Raw genomic sequence first — 17,992 nt, forward strand, 5'->3', positions numbered from 1 at the left:
GCCGGTCTTACCAGCTGTATTTCAGCGCCATCCGAACGCGGTCATCCCGGTCAAACACGCTGAAGAACGACTGGGGATTGGTCCTGTCGCCACCGACAATATCCCCGCCACCGATTATTTCGAAACCATCCACGGGACTCCAGTTGAACTCCGGCTGGACCAGGTAGTCGCCGTTCTGGGCATTGACGAAGAACGGCGTTTGGACCTTGAGGTATTCGGTGAACTTCCATGTGGCCGTACCGACAAAGGCATACCGGTAGAAGTGGATCAGGTTTATCCCCTCCTTCTGGTTGATCGTCGCACCCTTGCGGGGAAGCTCCTCGTCAATGGCGACCTGGGCGATAAGCGTGAGGTCCGAGTCGCCGATGATGTTGGTGAACTCGTAGTCGAAGCCGGTGGTCACCTTGAGATATGGATCGTCCACCCGCGGATCGGTCCCCTTGCGGTCTTCGGTAAAAAAGTAGGCCGCCTCGGTCCGGATCCCCAGCTTCCCGAACAGCTTGACGAAGTCGAAACCGATCATGTGGACACGGTGATAAAACAGCGCCATCTGGATATCGGGGTCGCCAAAATAGGTGTTCGGTGGCGGTCCCGGCGGCGGGTTGGCGGGCGCAGGCGGAGTCATCTGGAACGATGTCGGAACCCGGTTAAAGAACGAGGCGTAGCTCGCGCTGACGTCCCATCCATCAAAGGAACCGCTGATCCGGATACCTCCCTCCGATCTCCTGAGCGAATTGGGGAGGTTCGCACCATCGCTCACGCGGAACCCATCCAGCGAGTCCACCAGTTCCTGTGGTGCTCCGTTGTTCAGCATTTCCTGGCCGAGTTGCCGGTAGACATTTTCCGCATGGAAAAAGCGGTTGTGGCGTTCTCCGAACGGAAAGATGTCGGGGACAAAATAAGGCACGAAGACGCCCTGCACCGTCAGTGGACCGAGGCCGGTAAAGTCGGCCCGGAGCCCCAAAACGCCTTCCTCCGTATCGAGGAAAAAGTCCGAGTAGTCACGCCGGCGCCACACGTCGGTCGGCCTTACCGTATCGGCCTGCCCCCAGGTGACGATCTGTTTTCCAAACCGAAGGTCGAAATCGCCCTTTGTCACCTGCCCGTAGCCCTCATTGAAATAGACCCGGTGACGGTAGGAATCACGCCGCGTGACATCAGTATAGGCCTCGGGCGTCAAGCGGATACGGAACTCATCGGTCAGGTCAAAAGTCAGTTCCATCTGCGCACGGAGCTCGTTGTTGGTATTGTCGAACAGTGGCTGGTGATCCAGCAGGAAACTCTTGTGCTGGTACTGGAGAAATCCCCGGAACGTCACCTTGTCCCACTCCACGGCGCTGGCCACACCGGGCAGCCCGGCAATCATTACCAGTCCAGCACAGGCCATCCACATCCGGTTGGTCATCGCTTCCATCCCCCTGCGAGCCTGTGAGACTTATGCGGCCTTTGACGGAGGCTCGCCAGCCGGTTCCGCGCCCGTAACGGAACTGGCATCCGATGGCTTGCCGTACGGCCGGAGAATCTGGAACAGGACCGGCAGGAACAGCATTGTCGCACCAATGGCCAGGAACATGTTCATGGCTGAAAGCATGCCAAAGTTGCGTGTCGGGTAAAAACTGCCGAACATCATCACGCCAAAGCCGAACACCAGAATGAAACCAGCAGCGAACAGTGCGCGGCCCACATGCTGTGCTGTGTAATGGATGGCATTCCGGTAGTCGTTGCCGCTTTCTCCAATCGCCGTCTCGAAACGGGCGAGATAGTGAATGGCGTTGTCGACCGCCAGACCCAGCACCATGCCGGCTATCAGGATCGTTGCGGGGTCCAGCTTCCAGCCGACGAAGCCCATCATCCCGCCTGTCACGGCGAGGGGGAACACCGTCGGGACCATACCCATCAGCGAACGCTTGAGTGACCGGGTCATGAAGATCAGACACAAGAGCACAAGCGCGAACGACTGTGAAAATGACTTCAGCAGTGTCTCCAGAAAATTGCGGTCCAGAATGCTGTACAGCGGGATCAGGCCGGTGATCTTGTAAACCGGAGCATCGCCGCTTTTCCGGACCGAAGAAACGAACGCGAACGGGTCGCCCGACCTGAAGCCGGGCTGTAGCTGGGTAAAGTCGACCCGCCTGATGTCAGGAAGCAGCTGGGAAATATCCGCCGTGATTTCCTTCACCATGAGCTTAAACTCGGACGATTGCGTCTGGCTGGAACGGATTGTTACCCGGATCCGCGAATAGTCGTAGTTCACGAATGACTTGATATCCTTGTCACCTGACAGCTCGGCAAGCAGCAGATATTGCGCGATCAGTTCCTCCGAATCCGGAACCTTGAAATAGGACTCATCACCGCCGTGCATCGCCCGATGGATCTGCTTCAGGTACACCGTATGGCTGAACACCGTCGAGACATGCGGCCGTGCCTTCACCGTTTCCACCAGCGAATCGACTCGTTTCAGCACGTCCGGGTTTTTCGCGAAATTCTCATCCCCTTCGAAAATGACCTCAATATTGGAAAGGCCTGTCAGCTCGTCCTGGACGGCCGTCATGGCGTACTGGACGTAGTGGGTGTCCGGGATGAAATCGAGATTGTTCGATTCAATCTTGATCTTCGAGGCACCCCACACCGATACGCCCGTCACTGCCACCAGGACAACGATGATGGCAGCCCGGAACCTGATGGTGGCGTTGGCCATTCCTTCCAGGAACCTGGACAGCATCCCGGAACGGAGGGTTTCCAGTTGTTCCGGCTTGGGTTCACGAAGGAACAGCCGGACCGGCCCTCCCAGAATCCGGGCTAGCAGGCTCGTTTCATGACTCCGGGTCCATTGCTCAATCCGGTCCAGTGCCGAGATGATCGCCGGTACCAGGCTGAACGTGAGGATGTAGGCCACCAGCGCACCGAATGCCGCACAAAGTCCAAACCACCGCATCGGCGGCACATAGGCGAAAGAAAAGGTAACGAAGCCGAAGAATGTCGTAATGGAGGTAAACAGACACGGCCAGTTCACCTGCCGGGCGGCCTCCAGAATGGCATCCATCCGCGACACGCCCGGACGCCGCTGGAGGAAATAGGCAGACAGGATGTGCACTGAATCACCCACACAGGCGACAATCAGCACGGGTGCCGTCATGCCCACCAGCATGTTCATCTTCTGTCCGGCGATCACGTACAGGCCCCACACGATGCTGACCACAGCCATCATGAGGCCCATCGGTATGAAGGCCATCGGGATACTGCGGAACATGAGGAGCAGCACGACGATGATCACCGCCAGCGTGAGCGGAGTCATCTCCTGCTGGTCGGCGACCGAAAGCGCGTCGAATTCGTAGTCGAATATCGGAATACCCGCGAGATAGAACTGGATAGGAGCGTTCTTGAACTCGTCCTCGCGAAAATCAATCAGCGCATTGGTGTTCTCGGAGAACACCACGCCCATATCCTTGAATTGCTCCTCCAGACGCCTGAGCGCCGCCTTTGAATCCTCCGTGAGCTTCCGCTTGATGCCCATGTCGTCGGTGGCGACAATCCGGCCGAAAACCGCTGCGAAATTGCCATCGGGAGAGATCAGGTTCCCGACCATGTTTTCGTCTGCCATGGCCCGTTCGCGGGCAAAGGCTATTTCCTCCGGAGTGAACTCCGCATCCTCGGGAAACAGGGGCTCTATCCGGAGCTCAAACTGCTCCTGGCCATCCTCGTCGAGAATTTTCTCGCCCCTGACGTTATTCATCGAGAGGATCGACTTCACATCCTCGATGTTCTGGATTTTCTCCAGTTCAGCCTCGACCGCCCTGATAATTTCCAGCGTCTCCCTGTTGAAGATGCCGTTGCGTGCCTTGATTGCGACAACAACGTTTTCATCGGATTCGAACTCGTCCTTGAAAACGTCGTAGTAGGCGTAGCTAAGGTCATGTCTGGGGAACCAGATACGGGAGGAGTTGTCCTGGTCCTCAATGTGCTTCCCCACCTGGTAACCGAGTGGCACCATGATGAACAGGATTCCCAGCAGCACCCAGAAGGGGTTGCGCACACTGAAACGCGACAGGGCGTTGATTGAGGACTCAACCAGATTTCTCACAGGTGTTGCTCCCGGCGGCATCTCGCCACGGATTTTCAGTCAGGCAGCAGTGGACGGCTAGTTCTTCTCAAGTTCGCGACGGGTAAAGCGCGAGACTTCCAGCCCCGTATTGATCTTCGTATCCGAATACTCGATGGTCGTCGTGTGACCGGACTTGAGTGTGCGCATCTCGATCCGCTCGGCCCGCCACAACTTTCCATAAGGCTTGATGTTCAGGGCCTTGAACTCCTTGATATGCTCGTCCTTCTTGTTGAAGTAGTCGCTCGCCAGAACGATGTAGCGCTCGGGATCGACCTTTCCGACGATCTTTCCATACGCCGTTTCCTTGATCTTTTTGGGGCTCTTGGGGACTGACTCCACGATCCAGACCTTTCGGCCCTCGTAGGCTTCCTCACCAATCTTCTTGTGGTCCCAGTCCTTTTCGTCGAAGGCTTCCATGTCCTCGAACGAAAAATCAGTCCCCATGAACGAGTCGCTCTTGTCGGATGACGATATCCGTCGGGTCCGCTTCAGCGCCGGCAGATAGAGGAACTGGTCGTCATCCCGGTCGCTGAACTCCTCGGTGAGAAGCCCTGTGCCCGCAACGTCACCGGGGGCGATGAACCGGACCAGCGAGTAGTCGTTATCGTCGTCCTTGCGCTTGGTCCAGATGATGATGCGGCGCTCGCGGGTCGTGCCGTTCTTGTTGATGAGCGTCATCTTCGCTTCACGGGTCTCGTCGTCAGACCGGTTCAGCTTGTCCGCCCGCCGCATCAGTTCATTCGCATCCGCAGGCGGAGGAAGAACTGCTTCATCCGCCCGTGCGGCGCCAGCACATGCAAAAACAACCCCGAACATCACCGCTGCCAGCATCCGGTTTCTCATCAATGTCTCTCTTCCTCTCCGGACCCTGTACCGGAGCCTGTGTGCTTTTCTCCGGCGGAGAATTCCGCCGTGACTATTCCTGTCCGGGCAATCCCGTACCGCCGCCGGATCATTTCCCCGACGGGCAAATCCTCGCCCGTCAGCATCCGCTCCATGAATACCGAGTTGTAGGATGCCTCGACCATCGCGGTAATGTCGGATGTGTCCAGTTCCGGACGAATCTCGCCGGTAGCCTTGCCCTCTTCGATCGTCTGGCAGAGCCGTTCGATGACGGCCAGAAACTTTTGCCGGTCGAGACGGAGCCGTTCGGGCCCCTGCGTGTAGTCCTGGATACTGAGCAGATCGAGGAACTGCCGGCGCTGCTCGGCCTCGCGCCCCATGAGCCGTGCCATCGTGTCGAGCCGGGCGACCGGTGGCAGATGGGCCACCGTCTCCCAGTAGCCGAGAACCACTTCCAGGTATTCCTCGGTATAGGCGGAGAGAAAATCGGCCTTGCTCGGGAAGTAGTTGAAAACGGTCGCCCGGGAGACCCCGGCCTCCTGGGCGATGTCGTCGGCCGAGACCTTGTCGTAGCCCCGCTCGCCGAACAGCCGGATAGCCGTGTCGTAAATCCGGCCCCGGTTTTCCAGTTTCTTCTGGTCCCGGCGGCCCCGGATCGGCTCGGTGGCCAGAGACGATATTTTTAGACTTGGGTCCATCTCTGAACGCTTCTATCGAATAGTTAGACTTGAGTCAAGGATTATAGTGCCCCAAAAGCACTGTTTTTCTTAATTTTCGGGATTGTGGCGTTGGATGTCTGCGTTTCGGACCCGTGGTGAGGCGTGGCCAGCCGTGGTGAAGCGTGGTCAGCATGGAAATGACCACTTACGTCGTCCTTGGATTCCAAAGCTTTTCCTCCCCTAGGGTTTCATCTCCAGAAACCCTGTTTCGCCCATCCAACCCAACGTACCCCAAACCGGAACAGCCCCCTGCTCCAGGGCGGGTAAATGCTCAGGGTTGGAACACTGCGTTATCAATATAACTATTTGTATTCATTTGATTTTTAAGTTTGGCACATCATTTGTAATACATAAATTGCCAACCGGCTCCGCCCCCTCCCCCGCAAGGAGCACACGAAACAGGGGCAAGAGACACGGAGGAAACTGACCATGAAGACCCGCAAGACCACCCTGACTGCCTTTTCCGCCCTCGCCGCCCTGTTCCTGACAGCCGGCTGCGCCGAATCGGTGATCGTTGCCAGCACGCTCGTGGCCCCGACTGCCGCCACCGGCGCGTCGGCCCTGATGGCCATGAAGACCGGCGAAACGATGCGCACCACCAAGTGGTACGACGGCATCGAGCGGTTCGACAACCAGGATGCCGAGGCGATCCGTTATGCCCGCCTGCAGGACGCGGCCCGCGAGATCGAGTCCCGCATGGGCGTCAAGGTGAGCCCCGAGGAAGTGGATGTTCTGGCTACCCTCTACAGGGCCCGGAACGCCGACCTGGAAACCTTCGCCAAGGACCGGCGGCTCACCCGCGCCCAGATCGACGAGGCACTGAAGATGCTCCGCAAGAAGGGCCTCATCACCGTCATCGACCAGCCCGGCCGGCCCGGCGGATTCGTGGCCATGGCGACTCCGAAGGCCACCGCCCTGGGTGATCCGATGCAGCTGGGCCGCGATCCCGGCGAGAGCCCCCCGGTGTTCGTGATGAACGCCGCCGGCGAGGGCCGCTGACCACCCCGACCGCCAAACCATCAAAGCAAGGACGTAGAAGCCATGAACGAGAACGAATACTGCAAGCTCCTCGCCAGGATCCGCGAAATCAGAAACCGGGTAAAAGCCCACGGCGAAGGAAGGGCCAGCGGAACGGACGTCGCCCCGGTGATCCCCCTGGACCCCGCGCAACGGCGGCCGGATCCGGCAACGGCCCTGAACCTGCCCGTCATCGACCAGCGGATCGCCTACCTCTAGCAGCGCCGGAAACAGAAACCGCCGCGGAACCTGAAGGGACCGCGGCGGTTTTGCGTCTGGGAGCGGGATGCCGGGATACGAATCCCTACTTCCGTTTCTTCTTTCCCTTGGCCCGCTGACGGCGTTCGGCGTTGATGACAGCCGTGGCGATAATACCCGTAACGGCCGCGGCGGTGGAGACCGCACCCACAATGAGGCCCGTCAGGCGGAGAGCGCGGGAGCGTTTGGCCTGCTCGCGGTAGTAGTGAATGGTTCCGCCAGACCCCCGGATACCGGGGTCGGGAGGCGGCGGCTTCGGGCCTTTGGGCTTCGGAAGTTCGATCGCCAGGTCAGCTGCAACCGTTTCGGTCAGCTTTTCCAGTTGGGTCGCAATATCCCCGGGCACGGCCTGAGCCTTCGCCTGCTTGCGGGATTTCCTGGCCGTGCGGGGTTTCGGAACAGGTTTCGGTTCAGCTTCCACAAGGGCGAATCTTACCAGTATTTGTGGATTGCCGCAAAGACCGCGCCGAACAGGCCGCCGAAAATGGCCCCGTTCACGCGAATCCACTCCAGGTGGCTCTTGGTCTTGGTTTCAAACATCTCGCGAATGTCGTCGTCGGTAAAACGGATCAGGTTCTCCAGCACCATGTCGTGGATACGGCCCTCCATGCTGACGAGCAGGTAGTCCACGATCTGGATCTTGATCCGGTCGAACCGGGCCTTGAGTTCCTCATCAGTCCGCACTTCGTCGGCCGAACGTCCCAGTTCTTCCTGGATGCGCTTGCGGACGTTCTCGTTCGTGGGGAGTCCCTTGACCTGTTCCAGTAGCGTCCTGGCGATGTCGGAGGCCATCACTTCCGTGTCGATAATGCCGACGGCATGGGCCACCTGCCCCACGCGGCCGACACGGTTTTTCACCTGTGACGAGAGAAAGTCGAGAAACTCCTTCGAATCGATCCAGCTTGCCGCGCCCACGGCAATCTGCTTCAGGATCTCCTCAAGGGTCTCATCGTTGTCACGCAGATGCTCAAGCGCCTTTCCCAGCAGGTCACCCAGATCAATACCGGAGAGTTTCGACTTGATAACGTCCGCCGTGAGCCACTCTTCCTCGACGGCACGGGCAAGCCCCTCGACGATGCGGATACGGTTTCGTGGAATGACACCCGATCCCGGCAGGAACCACATCCGGCGGAAGAGCATCTGGATGGCGATGAAATCGACGAAGGAGCCAATGAGCGCCGCCTCGCCGATTCGCTGCACCCACCAGGCGTAGGGCTCTCCGATTGCATAGGAGGATAGGTAGACGGCGAGGCTCGCCACCAGCGAGATCGTGCCCTTGTGGGCATCCAGCCAGCCGATGTCCGGTGCCGACGGGAGCGGCAGCACCCGGCGGGCCGTCGAGATCAGGCCAAACGGGTCGGGCAGCAGCGGTCTCCGCGGCGGCGGAGCGGTCGTCGTCTCCTCGGTCTCCATAAACAGGACAGTTCAGGCGTCCGGATAGTGTTATGGACCCTTCCCCGCTCTTAAAACAAGCAACGGCCCTCTTCAGTTCCCGTAAAAATCCGGTCAAAGTTGCCAGTGCCGCACGTATGAAGGACCGGTGCAGCTGCGTTCGCTGAATATGGATCACCCTACCTATCTCAAGCTGAAATCATTCCTGGAAGACCGCCCCATCTGCCGCGAGGCCGCCCGCCCCTTGAGCAAGTCGGCCGCGGTACGAATCTTCTTCACCGACCACGAGGACGAGTACCAGTTCCGGATGCAGGACGGAATACCCCGGCTGGAACCCGGACAGGCTGAGAAGCCCGATTTCACGCTCAGGCTGCCGACAGGCGCGGTGGATGACCTCATCAACCTTCCCGAGGAGACTATTCCCGCATTCGGCATCAAGCTGATGGAACTGGTCTGGACTGCTGCCCCGGAGCGGAAAATCTCGGCCACAATTCACAACGGCCCGGTCAGGCTTTTTGCCCACGGGTATTTCGGCATCCTGGCCAAGGGCGGCATGCCGGTGATGCGCTACCTCGCCAGCCGGGGGTTCGGGCAGATCGGCACCATTCGCAAACGGATGAGCCAGCTCGTCAAACCGGTCGAATGACCGGGACTTGAAGCCCTCTTGCGGACGGAATACAGTTTCGTCCGTTTCATCAGGGAAACCGGGTTCTAACGAAGGGGAATGGCGCTTTGAGCGAGGCCGCCAAAATACTCGAACCTCAGCGCAAGTACACCATCTTCGTCGTCGATGACGAGGAACTGGTGACGTTCGCCATTGCCCGTGCACTGGGCCGCAACCCCCAGTATGATATCCACACGTTCAACGCCCCGGTGGAGGCTGCCCGCAAGGCTGCCACCATGCCGGTGGACATGGTGATCGCCGATTACATCATGCCGGGCATGACCGGCATCGAACTGCTGACGCAGGTCCGCCAGCTTCATCCCGCCGCCGCCCGGATCATGATTACCGCCTATGCTGACAAGGAAAGTGTCATCAAGGCGATCAACGATGTCGGGCTGTTCTTCTACATCGAGAAACCCTGGAACAACGAGGATCTCCGGCTCGTCGTCCAGCGCGGCCTCGACCAGCGCGACCTCATCGGCCAGCTCGAAGACCGGGTTCGGGATCTGGAGAAGGCCAACAAGGAACTGAAGGACGCACGGGCCGAACTGATCCGCCGCGAACGGCTGTCGGCCATCGGCACCATGGCCTCGTCCATCATCCATGACTTCAAGGGTCCCATGACGGCGATTCTGGGATTCAGCGAACTGCTGGCGATGGACGAGGTGCCCAAGGAGGACAAGGCCAAGATCTACGAAACGCTCAGGGGCGAGATAGACCGCATGGTGGGAATGACGGGCGACGTGCTCGCATTCACCCGCGGCGAGATCGCCCACGCGCCGGAACTCACGGATATCGGCGAGTTCCTTTCCAATACGACATCCGCGCTTTCCAAGCTGCTGGGAAACGCCTCGGTGGAACTGGTCCACGAGTTCAAAGTCCAGCCTAAGGTCCAGATCGATCCACAGCGGTTCCGCCGCGTGATCGAGAATCTCATCTCGAACTCCTGCGATGCCATGCAGGATGGCGGCAAGATTTTCGTCCGTGTCGTTCCCGACGAGGACGGGAAAATCCACGTTGAAGTGGAAGATACCGGACGCGGAATACCCCCGGAAGTGCGCGACAAGCTGTTCGAGCCGTTCGCCACGTTTGGCAAGGCGCACGGGACCGGCCTTGGAATGGCCATCGCGCGCAAGGTCGTAGAGGCCCACGGCGGGACGATCGAACTGGTGGACAAGGATACGCCGGGCGCCATGTTCCGGATCACCATTCCCGCCAGCGGCTGATTCACGATCCATAGCCCAATGCAAACCCCATCAGTAACCACCGATTCCTCGCTGGTTGACCGTTTCCCCGCGCCATTCCGAAAGCTATGGGACTGGTTTTTCACCCTGCCAGAGGGCGTCCACACCGACTGGCGTGCCTACTATGCTGCCGCCCGGATCCGGGTAATATTCGCCGTCACCTTCGGGTTCGTCTACTGGCATTTCTATCTCACCAAGCGCAGTGATCCGTTCTATAACCCCGACGCACTCGACATCTTCATCTCCGTTGATGCTCCACTCAGGGTCGCCTGGTTCACGCTAAATTTCTGGACCCTGTACGCCGCCCGGCCAGAGGGAGCCCGCTGGCGGCACTTCGCCACCGTCGCCATCGAGGTGTTCGTCGCCGCCAACATCATCATCCATATGGGGGCGACGTCATCGAGTTTCCTGTTCGTCTACGTAGTCCATCCCATGATATACCGGCTCGGCTTCGACCGGGTGACCACGATCCTCTCGGCAAGCCTTTGTGTGACTTGCGCCATGGGCGGCGCATACCTGTCAGTCACCGGTATCTATCCGGAAGCTGCTTTCTACTCCGACTTCACGCGGGAAACCCTGCAGAATCCGCAGGTAAGTTTTCTATCGATCGGCAATCTGGCCGGCGGGCTGTTCACTGGAATCGGCCTCGCCGAGTGGTCCCGGCACGTCCTCGACCTGCGCGAGCAGGAACTCCGGCGCGTGAACGTGGAACTGGTCACGGCGATGGACGAGATTGCCCGCCAGCAGAAACAGCTCGCCGAAGCCGGTGCGCTTGCCGCCATCGGCGAATTCGTCCGCGGCGCCGCCCACGAAATCGGGAATCCTCTCGGATCGGCACACAGTCTCGTCAGCGGCGTCCGCGAGGATCTGGAGAGCGCGTCCGGCGAACCGCTGGACCCGAAGCTACGCGAGGAACTCAGTGGCACCCTGGCGATGGCGCTCCAGGGACAGGAACGGGTCCGTTCCATTGTGTCGGTGCTGCACGCCCTCTCAATCCATACGGAAGTAAAGTCGAGCACGTTTGAACTGCCCCACGCGCTCAAGCTGGCGATTGATTCACCCGGCCCGGAAAAGCCGGCAGTCCGTCTGGATGGCGATATCCCGCCCGTCACCATCCATGGCAACTGCGACCAGCTTGGGGATGCCTTTGGGCGTATCATGCAGAATGCCCGCGAGTTTGGCCGTCAGGACGTTACCGTCAGGGCAGAGGTCACCGATGGCGGACGCCGGGTGCAGGTGACGTTCACGGACGACGGGCCGGGTTTCACCAGCGACATGCTGAAAAGCGCGCTGGAGCCGTTCTCGACAAGCCGCAAGGCGGACAAGAAGCATCTGGGGCTTGGCCTGTTCATCGCCCGCATTGTGGTGGGGCGCATGGGAGGGCTTGTCACCGTGTCAAACAGCCCCGAAGGCGGCGCCCGCGTCACCGTTGAACTGCCAGCGGGCTGAAACTCCCCTACGCGACGAGATAGGGCCGGACGACCTCGGACCAGAAGGCATTGCCCTTGCGTTCATAGCAGTCGGCGAACGATTCGCTGGAATGGCGCTCGCGCATGAACACATCCAGCACGGAGCGTACAAGGTCCACGCATTTTTCGGGATAAACCGCCTTGGCGCAGACGTCGCCCACGCGGCCCGCGCCCTGCAGGTGGCCGCCGATGGCGATCTGGTAGGCCTCACGTTTCTTGCCGTCCACGTTCTTCACCAGCCCCATGAACCCCAGGTCCGCCGTATGGTGCTGGGCGCAGGCGTTCGGACAGCCGTTGATATGAACGCGGAAGTTGCGGAACACGACCGAATACCGCTGGTCGCCGCCGAAGGTGTCCATGATCCGGTGCGCCAGTTCGGGGCTCTCCGCCACGGCCTTGTTGCACAGCGTGGTGCCGACACAGGCGACTGTATCGGCCAGATGCGAGTGTCCGTTCACGTCAAACCCGAGCCAGCGGAGCTGGGCCGTCAGTTCGTTCGTGTCGGTCGTGTGAACCCAGTGCAGTTCAAGGTTCTGACGGTTGGTGAAGGTCACCGTGCCGTCACCGTACTTGTCGGCAAGATCGGCCACACGGTAGAGCTGCGAGGCCGAAAGGTCGCCGCGCCTTACCAGCGCACGTATGATCATCCGGTCCCGCTGCTTCTGCGGGTAGATGCCCACGTATTCATCCGGCGGCTGGATGGCGCCGCCCTGCTCGATGGGTGAGGCCGGGATGATCTCGTTTGCGTCCACAGACTCTTCCTGCCGGATGTAGTCCATCAGCGTCTGGCGGAACTTCTCCACGCCCCACTCGGCCAGCACGAACTTCATGCGCGCCTTGGTGCGAACCTTGCGGTTCCCGTGGTCGCGGAACAGCTTCACGAACGCGCGGCTCACCGGGACGACGCTCTCGGCCGGGATGAAATCGAATACCGCTTTGGCGAGGATCGGCTTCGCACCCAGGCCGCCGCCGGCCAGCACGCGGAAGCCGTTCTCGGCGACACCTTCGGTCACCTTGCGTGTGGCGATATAGCCGATATCGTTGATCTGCGGCTGCGCGCAGGAGGCCGAGCATCCGTTAAACGATATCTTGAACTTGCGCGGCAGGTTGCGGAGTTCCTCGCGCACGATAAGGTCGTCATGCACGGCCCGCACGTATGGGTTTATGTCGAACGCCTCGTGGGTGCAGATACCCGCCCACGGGCAGGCGACGATATTGCGAACCGTGTCGCCGCAGGCATTTTTGGTGGTGAGGCCGAGCAGGTCCAGTTCTTCCATCACCTTGTGGACATTCCCGATAGTCACCCAGTGTAGCTGGATATCCTGCCGGGTGGTGAGGTTCATCACGCTGCGGGCGTACCGATCGGCAATGTGGGCGATACCCCGGGCCTGGACCGCCGTGACACGGCCGCCGGGAATCTTGATGCGGATCATGTAGTAGCCGCGGTGGAGCTGGTTATAGACGCCATCGAACTTGAAGAGGTTCCAGTCCTCCTCGGTGATGGCGGCATCCCCGCGCTCGGCCCAGCCGCGGAAGTTGTTGTCAAAGCCCTTTAGTTTGGCCCGTTCGACGTCGTTCATGGTTCCCTGTGCTCCGGCCTGTCCGCGTGGACCAGCGGCTCCTTTAGGAGTCGCTTCTGTTTAGTAGATCAGCCGCCCGGACAGAAGGCGCCAATACCTAACAGTTTTAGTTATATTTAGAACCATCCCTGAGTTCAAGGGGTTGCCAAAGATAACTGGGCAACGGGACTCCCGTGGACAAGCGCCCGCCAAAGGGCCTAAATAAATCCTCAGCGATGGCCGACAAGCGCAAAGCCTACCCCGAAAACCGGCCCGGCCGGTACTACGTGGACGACAACTGCATCGCCTGCGACGCCTGCGTGAATACGGCCCCGGAGTTTTTCGAAATGCACGACAAGGGTTACTCTTTTGTCCGGAAGCAGCCCACTACCCCCGAAGAGACAGCCCTCTGCCGGGAAGCGCTTGAGGGGTGCCCCACCGAAGCGATCGGGGATGACGGCGAGGAGTAAGGTCCACCGTCCGGCAAAAGGAAGCCGCCTTTATTCATGATCAGACGTCTCCAGGCCCTCGCATTTCTCGGCTGGCGGTTTTTCCTCCACTTCGTGAAACTCCTTTCCCCGTTCCACAAGCGGCCGGGGCTGGAGCAGTACCGCGAGAACTACACGAGCGAGGGACTGACGACGGTGTCGGCCACCGAGCGCGAACGGTTCACCGGATTTGAAAAGTGCATCGCCTGCGATCTCTGCCTGCACGCATGGTTCACCGAAGGCGGACGCCGGTACGATCCGAGGGCTGCGACGCCGCGCGACCTCGCCCTGTGCCTCTCCCGCTCGATGCCCGACTACCCTTCCGCCCGTGCCATCGTGGACGGCTGGACCGGCATGGAGGGGTTCGAAAAGATATGCCCCCGCGGGGTGGACCTGCCGGGCATCGTCGAACTGATGCGCCGCCACATTGCCGCCTACGACGAAGCCACCGGCAAGTAGCAGCCATCCGGCCATGCCTGTTCACCAGAGCTATCCGCCCGTCACCCCGGAAACCATCGCACGGCTCCGGCAGATCGCCGGCAGTTCCCATGTCATGACCGACGATGAAACCGTGGATGACTACAGCCATGACGAGACCGAGGACCTCGTCTTCCGTGCCGCCGTGGTGGTGGAACCGGGAACCACTGAAGAAGTATCGGCAATTCTAAAGCTGGCTGCTGAAGCCGGAATCCCGGTGACCCCACGGGCGGGCGGCACCGGTCTGTCAGGCGGCGCGTTGCCGGTCCATGGCGGCATCCTGCTCTCGATGAAACGCTTCAACCGGATTCTGGAGATCGACCGAGCGAACGTGATGGCGGTAGTGGAGCCGGGAGTTATCACCGAGGTCTTTCAGAATGCCGTCGAGGCGGAAGGGCTGTTCTATCCGCCAGATCCCGCCTCCCGTGGCTCCTGTCATCTCGGCGGGAACCTGGCCGAATGTTCCGGCGGCCCTCGCGCCGTGAAATACGGCGTCACCAAGGACTACGTGCTGGGCCTGGAAGCGGTTCTTCCCAACGGCGAGATCATCCGCACGGGCGGCAAACTGCTGAAGAATGTCACTGGATACAACCTCACGCAGCTGATTATCGGCAGCGAAGGAACACTCGCCGTCATCACCCGGATCACCTTCCGGCTCATCCCCCTGCCCCCTTGCCGCGAGACGCTGATGGCGGCCTTCGATTCGCCGGAGGATGCCTGCCGCACCGTCTCATCCCTGTTCCTGGGCGGTGTCGTTCCGTCGGCCTGCGAATTCATGGAGCGTGACGCAGTGGAAAGCTCCTGCCGGCACCTCGGCCGGACGATTCCCAACCGTGACGCCGCCGCGCACCTGCTGATCGAGGTGGATGGCCCCGGACCTGCGGAAGTCCGTGCCCAGGCTGAACGTGTCGCCGAAATCGTCATGGTAGGTGGCGCTCGAGACGTGATCCTTGCCGACGGCCTCGCCAAGCAGAACGAACTCTGGGCGATCCGGCGCGCTACCGGCGAGGCAGTCAAGAAGCGGGCGGTTTACAAGGAAGAAGACACGGTTGTGCCCCGGGCCGCACTCCCGGAACTGCTCCGGGGCGTCAAGTCGATCTGCTCCCGGTATGGCGTCACCAGCGTCTGCTATGGTCACGCCGGAGACGGCAATCTGCACGTGAACCTGCTGAAGGAAAACATCACGGACCACGAGTGGAACGAGAAACTCCCACTCTGCATTGAGGAGATATTCCGTCACACCTGCAGTCTTGGCGGAACCATCTCCGGCGAACACGGGATCGGCTATGTGCAGAAACGATACCTGCCGATCGCCTTCACGGCAGCAGAGATGGCCATTCTCAAAAGCGTGAAATCCGCTTTCGACCCCAAGGGTATCCTGAATCCCGGAAAGATATTTCCGGACGAGTAGGGAAGTCCGGCTCTACTTCGCCACTTCCACGGCGAACGAAACCGGCTGCCGGTGGATGGCGCAATATCCGGCGTCATCCTCGGTAGAGCAATAAAAGTAGAATACCGTGCCGGAAACCGGATACCGGCCCGGCTTTACCTCTGAAGCCACGGGAATGTTCGCCCGGAGTGACGGGATATCCTCGTAGTAGGAGATGCCCAGCCCCTTCGCATCTGCATCTTCCCGGCTGATATCCCGGACTCGGAACCTCTCCTCGCCCAGCCCGATCCCCGGCGCGGGATCGGTCAGCAGGTAGGCCGATGGGTACTGGGGAACCTTGATCAGCTCGCTGGACCGCTCGAAGGCAATCTCGACGAGCGCCTTCCCGCCAGCCCGGATGGCGGGGGGTGGAGCGATACTGAGCCGCAAAGGTTCTTCTTCCGGCATGGCACCACCCAGCGGATCGGCGTTTTTGTCCAGTAAGCTGCCACGTCTGCCCGGAACGACTTCCTTCAGTCCGCTGTCACGCTCGTTAGCCGCATCGTCGGATCCTGTTCCGGAACCGGCCGGTTCAGCGTCAGCTCCACCGTCAGGCTTTGGATCCGCCACTGGCTGGACAAACTCCGGCCAGATGAGCGGCTCGGTCAGGTCACCCGCAAACTGCCCATACAGATTCTGCGGATGGCGGTTATCCAGCCGCGGTAACCGCGTGTCCGGTCCCTGACGCCAGGTGAGCCCCGTGGACTGGAGATTGCCGATCATCACCCGCCCGAAGTTCTGCGTCCCGCTCACCACCACGATGCGGCCGGATGGCCGGATGGCGTCAAGCCACACTTTAGGGAGCCAGTCGGCCGTAAAAGGCACGATAACGCGGTCAAAACCAGGCCGCCCGCTTTCACCTGCACTCTCCGGCACGGCATTCAGCGTCATGGGGTCCGCGCAATGGAACCGCACCCCGCCCCTCGACTTGAGCGATGCGGCCGATTCGTAACGCCGGTAAGCCCGCTCCGATCTCTTGAGATAAGCACAGTCCGCATCAACCACCGTCACGAATGCCGGAACGATCCTGATCAGCGACTCCAGGTATCCGCCCATCGAACCGATCAGGAGAATGTCGTGAAACTGGCCGATGTCGGCGAAGGCAATCAGGCGCGCCAGTTCGGGCATCCCGTAGATTACCCGCTGGACGCCAATCTCCACCGGATGGTCACCATAGGATCCGCCCTTGCTCTCCGGCCCCAGGAAAAGCTCCTGCGGTACCTGGCGGAAAAGCTGGTTCACCCGGTCCGGCATGCCACGGGATTCCAGCAGCCGGAATACAGCCGCCTCTCGACGGCCCCGTTCCCGCTCAATCAGCTTCGGGCCGTCTCCGGAACAACCAGAAGACAGCAGCAGAAGCATTGCAAACAGCAGCGGGCGTGTCAGGCGGGCAGGCACATCAGCAATCCGGTCAGGCAAGGTCACTGTTTTTTCTTTCCAGCCCCGGGTTTTGCCTCCCCGGTGTTGACAGCGTACTGGACCGAAACCAGTTCAAATGGATCGCCGTCGATCTGTCCATTTTCGTCGAAATAGGTCAGCACGATGCGCGACGGCAAGATAAATCCTTCTATCTCCACATAGTAGGGCCGGATCGTATAGTGCAGGTCAACGCTACCGACCCGCACCCCGAAATCCAGCTCGTCAAAAACCAGATTGCCCTTGAACGGAACATAAGTAGTCGTCGTCTGGAAGATTGCCTCCGGCCCGGCACCCTTGAGGACCGTTTTCCGGTAGTCCCTCGAAAAGGACTTCGTAAATGAATCGATTCGGGTATAGGCCACCTTTTTGCGGCCCGTTACGGTCAGCCCTGATGCTGATTTTTCCGTCTGTATGTCAAAATCCCTGAAGAAAAATTCATGCTCATCCGGCACCACCAGGTTAGCCATCTGCTTATGGACGCCTTCATGCCGCTTGAGTTCCAGCGGGTCATACCCGGTCGGCCAGCCATCAATGGCAAAACGGGTCCTTTTGTTGCCATCCCATGCGTAAAGACCTTCCAGACGGATCGAACTGGCGTCTATCGTGAGATCCGGATTACTCGCGCTTTCGGTGATAATCGTGGCCCTGAGCCGACCTTCGAGCTCTTTCACCTCAAACTGCGCCAATAGGCTCTTGAGTCCGCGCCTCTGCGGGTAGTAGTAGTGGGAATCGATTTCGGCAGCTATCCCTCTCCCCTGCTGGGCAGTAGCATTACGGGCCCCAGTGGCCACGGCCGCAAGGGATACCAGAGCCGAATTGTGAAGGAGCTTTCGCCGGGTGAGACGCGTCACGCCAACCCCCTGTAATTCTTGGTTAAAAGCGTAACCCATTTACTGGACTCTCCCAACCGTC

The 17,992-nt window shown here is 60.1% G+C and carries 17 protein-coding genes; 8 read left to right on the forward strand and 9 right to left on the reverse strand.

What is annotated here, in order from left to right:
• Positions 1 to 7 precede the first annotated feature (7 nt).
• From KIT79_13130 to KIT79_13145, 4 genes are read right to left on the reverse strand one after another with little or no spacing between them, the layout of a single operon-like run.
• On the reverse strand, positions 8 to 1,405 hold the full coding sequence (locus tag KIT79_13130) for a hypothetical protein (GenBank protein ID MCW5830246.1): 1,398 nt from the start codon (positions 1,403 to 1,405) through the stop codon (positions 8 to 10).
• A gap of 30 nt (positions 1,406 to 1,435) precedes the next feature.
• On the reverse strand, positions 1,436 to 4,081 hold the full coding sequence (locus KIT79_13135) for an MMPL family transporter (protein MCW5830247.1): 2,646 nt from the start codon (positions 4,079 to 4,081) through the stop codon (positions 1,436 to 1,438).
• Between the two features lie 57 nt (positions 4,082 to 4,138).
• Entirely contained in the window at positions 4,139 to 4,945 is an 807-nt protein-coding gene (locus tag KIT79_13140; GenBank protein ID MCW5830248.1) for an outer membrane lipoprotein-sorting protein, read from the reverse strand.
• Complete coding sequence (locus tag KIT79_13145) at positions 4,945 to 5,643, reverse strand: TetR/AcrR family transcriptional regulator (GenBank protein ID MCW5830249.1); 699 nt, start codon at positions 5,641 to 5,643, stop codon at positions 4,945 to 4,947. Before KIT79_13145 ends, KIT79_13140 begins: the two co-directional genes overlap by 1 nt.
• A 450-nt stretch (positions 5,644 to 6,093) precedes the next feature.
• Between KIT79_13145 and KIT79_13150 the strand changes: the two genes are divergently transcribed.
• Together KIT79_13150 and KIT79_13155 are read left to right on the forward strand one after the other, a co-directional pair.
• Positions 6,094 to 6,663 carry a hypothetical protein gene (locus KIT79_13150; GenBank protein ID MCW5830250.1) on the forward strand — a complete coding sequence of 190 codons (570 nt, stop codon included), beginning with the start codon at positions 6,094 to 6,096 and terminating at the stop codon, positions 6,661 to 6,663.
• A gap of 42 nt (positions 6,664 to 6,705) precedes the next feature.
• Positions 6,706 to 6,900, forward strand: a complete 195-nt coding sequence (locus KIT79_13155; protein MCW5830251.1) for a hypothetical protein — start codon at positions 6,706 to 6,708, stop codon at positions 6,898 to 6,900.
• 85 nt (positions 6,901 to 6,985) lie between these two features.
• Here KIT79_13155 and KIT79_13160 read toward each other — a convergent pair whose 3' ends face one another.
• Positions 6,986 to 7,360, reverse strand: coding sequence for a hypothetical protein (locus KIT79_13160; protein ID MCW5830252.1), 375 nt, complete (start codon positions 7,358 to 7,360; stop codon positions 6,986 to 6,988).
• Between the two features lie 11 nt (positions 7,361 to 7,371).
• The gene (locus tag KIT79_13165) at positions 7,372 to 8,352 is read right to left on the reverse strand and encodes a DUF445 family protein (GenBank protein MCW5830253.1); all 981 of its coding nucleotides are present in this window, start codon (positions 8,350 to 8,352) and stop codon (positions 7,372 to 7,374) included.
• A 127-nt stretch (positions 8,353 to 8,479) separates the two neighbouring features.
• On the opposite strand from KIT79_13165, the gene KIT79_13170 reads away from it, so the two are divergent.
• The 3 genes from KIT79_13170 to KIT79_13180 all read left to right on the forward strand — a co-directional run bounded on the left by KIT79_13170 (position 8,480) and on the right by KIT79_13180 (position 11,688).
• Positions 8,480 to 8,977 carry a hypothetical protein gene (locus KIT79_13170; GenBank protein ID MCW5830254.1) on the forward strand — a complete coding sequence of 166 codons (498 nt, stop codon included), beginning with the start codon at positions 8,480 to 8,482 and terminating at the stop codon, positions 8,975 to 8,977.
• A gap of 86 nt (positions 8,978 to 9,063) precedes the next feature.
• The gene (locus KIT79_13175) at positions 9,064 to 10,221 is read left to right on the forward strand and encodes a hybrid sensor histidine kinase/response regulator (protein ID MCW5830255.1); all 1,158 of its coding nucleotides are present in this window, start codon (positions 9,064 to 9,066) and stop codon (positions 10,219 to 10,221) included.
• Positions 10,222 to 10,239: 18 nt separating this feature from the next.
• Positions 10,240 to 11,688 (forward strand): HAMP domain-containing histidine kinase, encoded by a 1,449-nt coding sequence (locus KIT79_13180; GenBank protein MCW5830256.1) that lies wholly within the window; start codon positions 10,240 to 10,242, stop codon positions 11,686 to 11,688.
• A gap of 7 nt (positions 11,689 to 11,695) precedes the next feature.
• Here KIT79_13180 and KIT79_13185 read toward each other — a convergent pair whose 3' ends face one another.
• Positions 11,696 to 13,288 carry a nitrite/sulfite reductase gene (locus KIT79_13185; protein ID MCW5830257.1) on the reverse strand — a complete coding sequence of 531 codons (1,593 nt, stop codon included), beginning with the start codon at positions 13,286 to 13,288 and terminating at the stop codon, positions 11,696 to 11,698.
• Positions 13,289 to 13,503: 215 nt separating this feature from the next.
• Here KIT79_13185 and KIT79_13190 point away from each other — a divergent pair, with 215 nt between their 5' ends.
• The 3 genes from KIT79_13190 to KIT79_13200 are packed head-to-tail and all read left to right on the forward strand — an operon-like array spanning position 13,504 to position 15,643.
• Positions 13,504 to 13,737, forward strand: coding sequence for a ferredoxin (locus KIT79_13190; GenBank protein ID MCW5830258.1), 234 nt, complete (start codon positions 13,504 to 13,506; stop codon positions 13,735 to 13,737).
• 36 nt (positions 13,738 to 13,773) lie between these two features.
• The gene (locus KIT79_13195) at positions 13,774 to 14,214 is read left to right on the forward strand and encodes a hypothetical protein (GenBank protein MCW5830259.1); all 441 of its coding nucleotides are present in this window, start codon (positions 13,774 to 13,776) and stop codon (positions 14,212 to 14,214) included.
• 13 nt (positions 14,215 to 14,227) lie between these two features.
• Positions 14,228 to 15,643 carry an FAD-binding protein gene (locus tag KIT79_13200; protein ID MCW5830260.1) on the forward strand — a complete coding sequence of 472 codons (1,416 nt, stop codon included), beginning with the start codon at positions 14,228 to 14,230 and terminating at the stop codon, positions 15,641 to 15,643.
• A 12-nt stretch (positions 15,644 to 15,655) separates the two neighbouring features.
• Here the strand turns inward: KIT79_13200 and KIT79_13205 are convergent, their stop codons facing one another.
• Entirely contained in the window at positions 15,656 to 17,080 is a 1,425-nt protein-coding gene (locus tag KIT79_13205) for a hypothetical protein (GenBank protein ID MCW5830261.1), read from the reverse strand.
• Between the two features lie 2 nt (positions 17,081 to 17,082).
• Entirely contained in the window at positions 17,083 to 17,931 is an 849-nt protein-coding gene (locus tag KIT79_13210; GenBank protein MCW5830262.1) for a hypothetical protein, read from the reverse strand.
• Positions 17,932 to 17,992 lie beyond the last annotated feature (61 nt).

The organism is Deltaproteobacteria bacterium, assembly GCA_026129095.1.
Taxonomy (GTDB): domain Bacteria; phylum JAGRBM01; class JAGRBM01; order JAGRBM01; family JAHCIT01; genus JAHCIT01.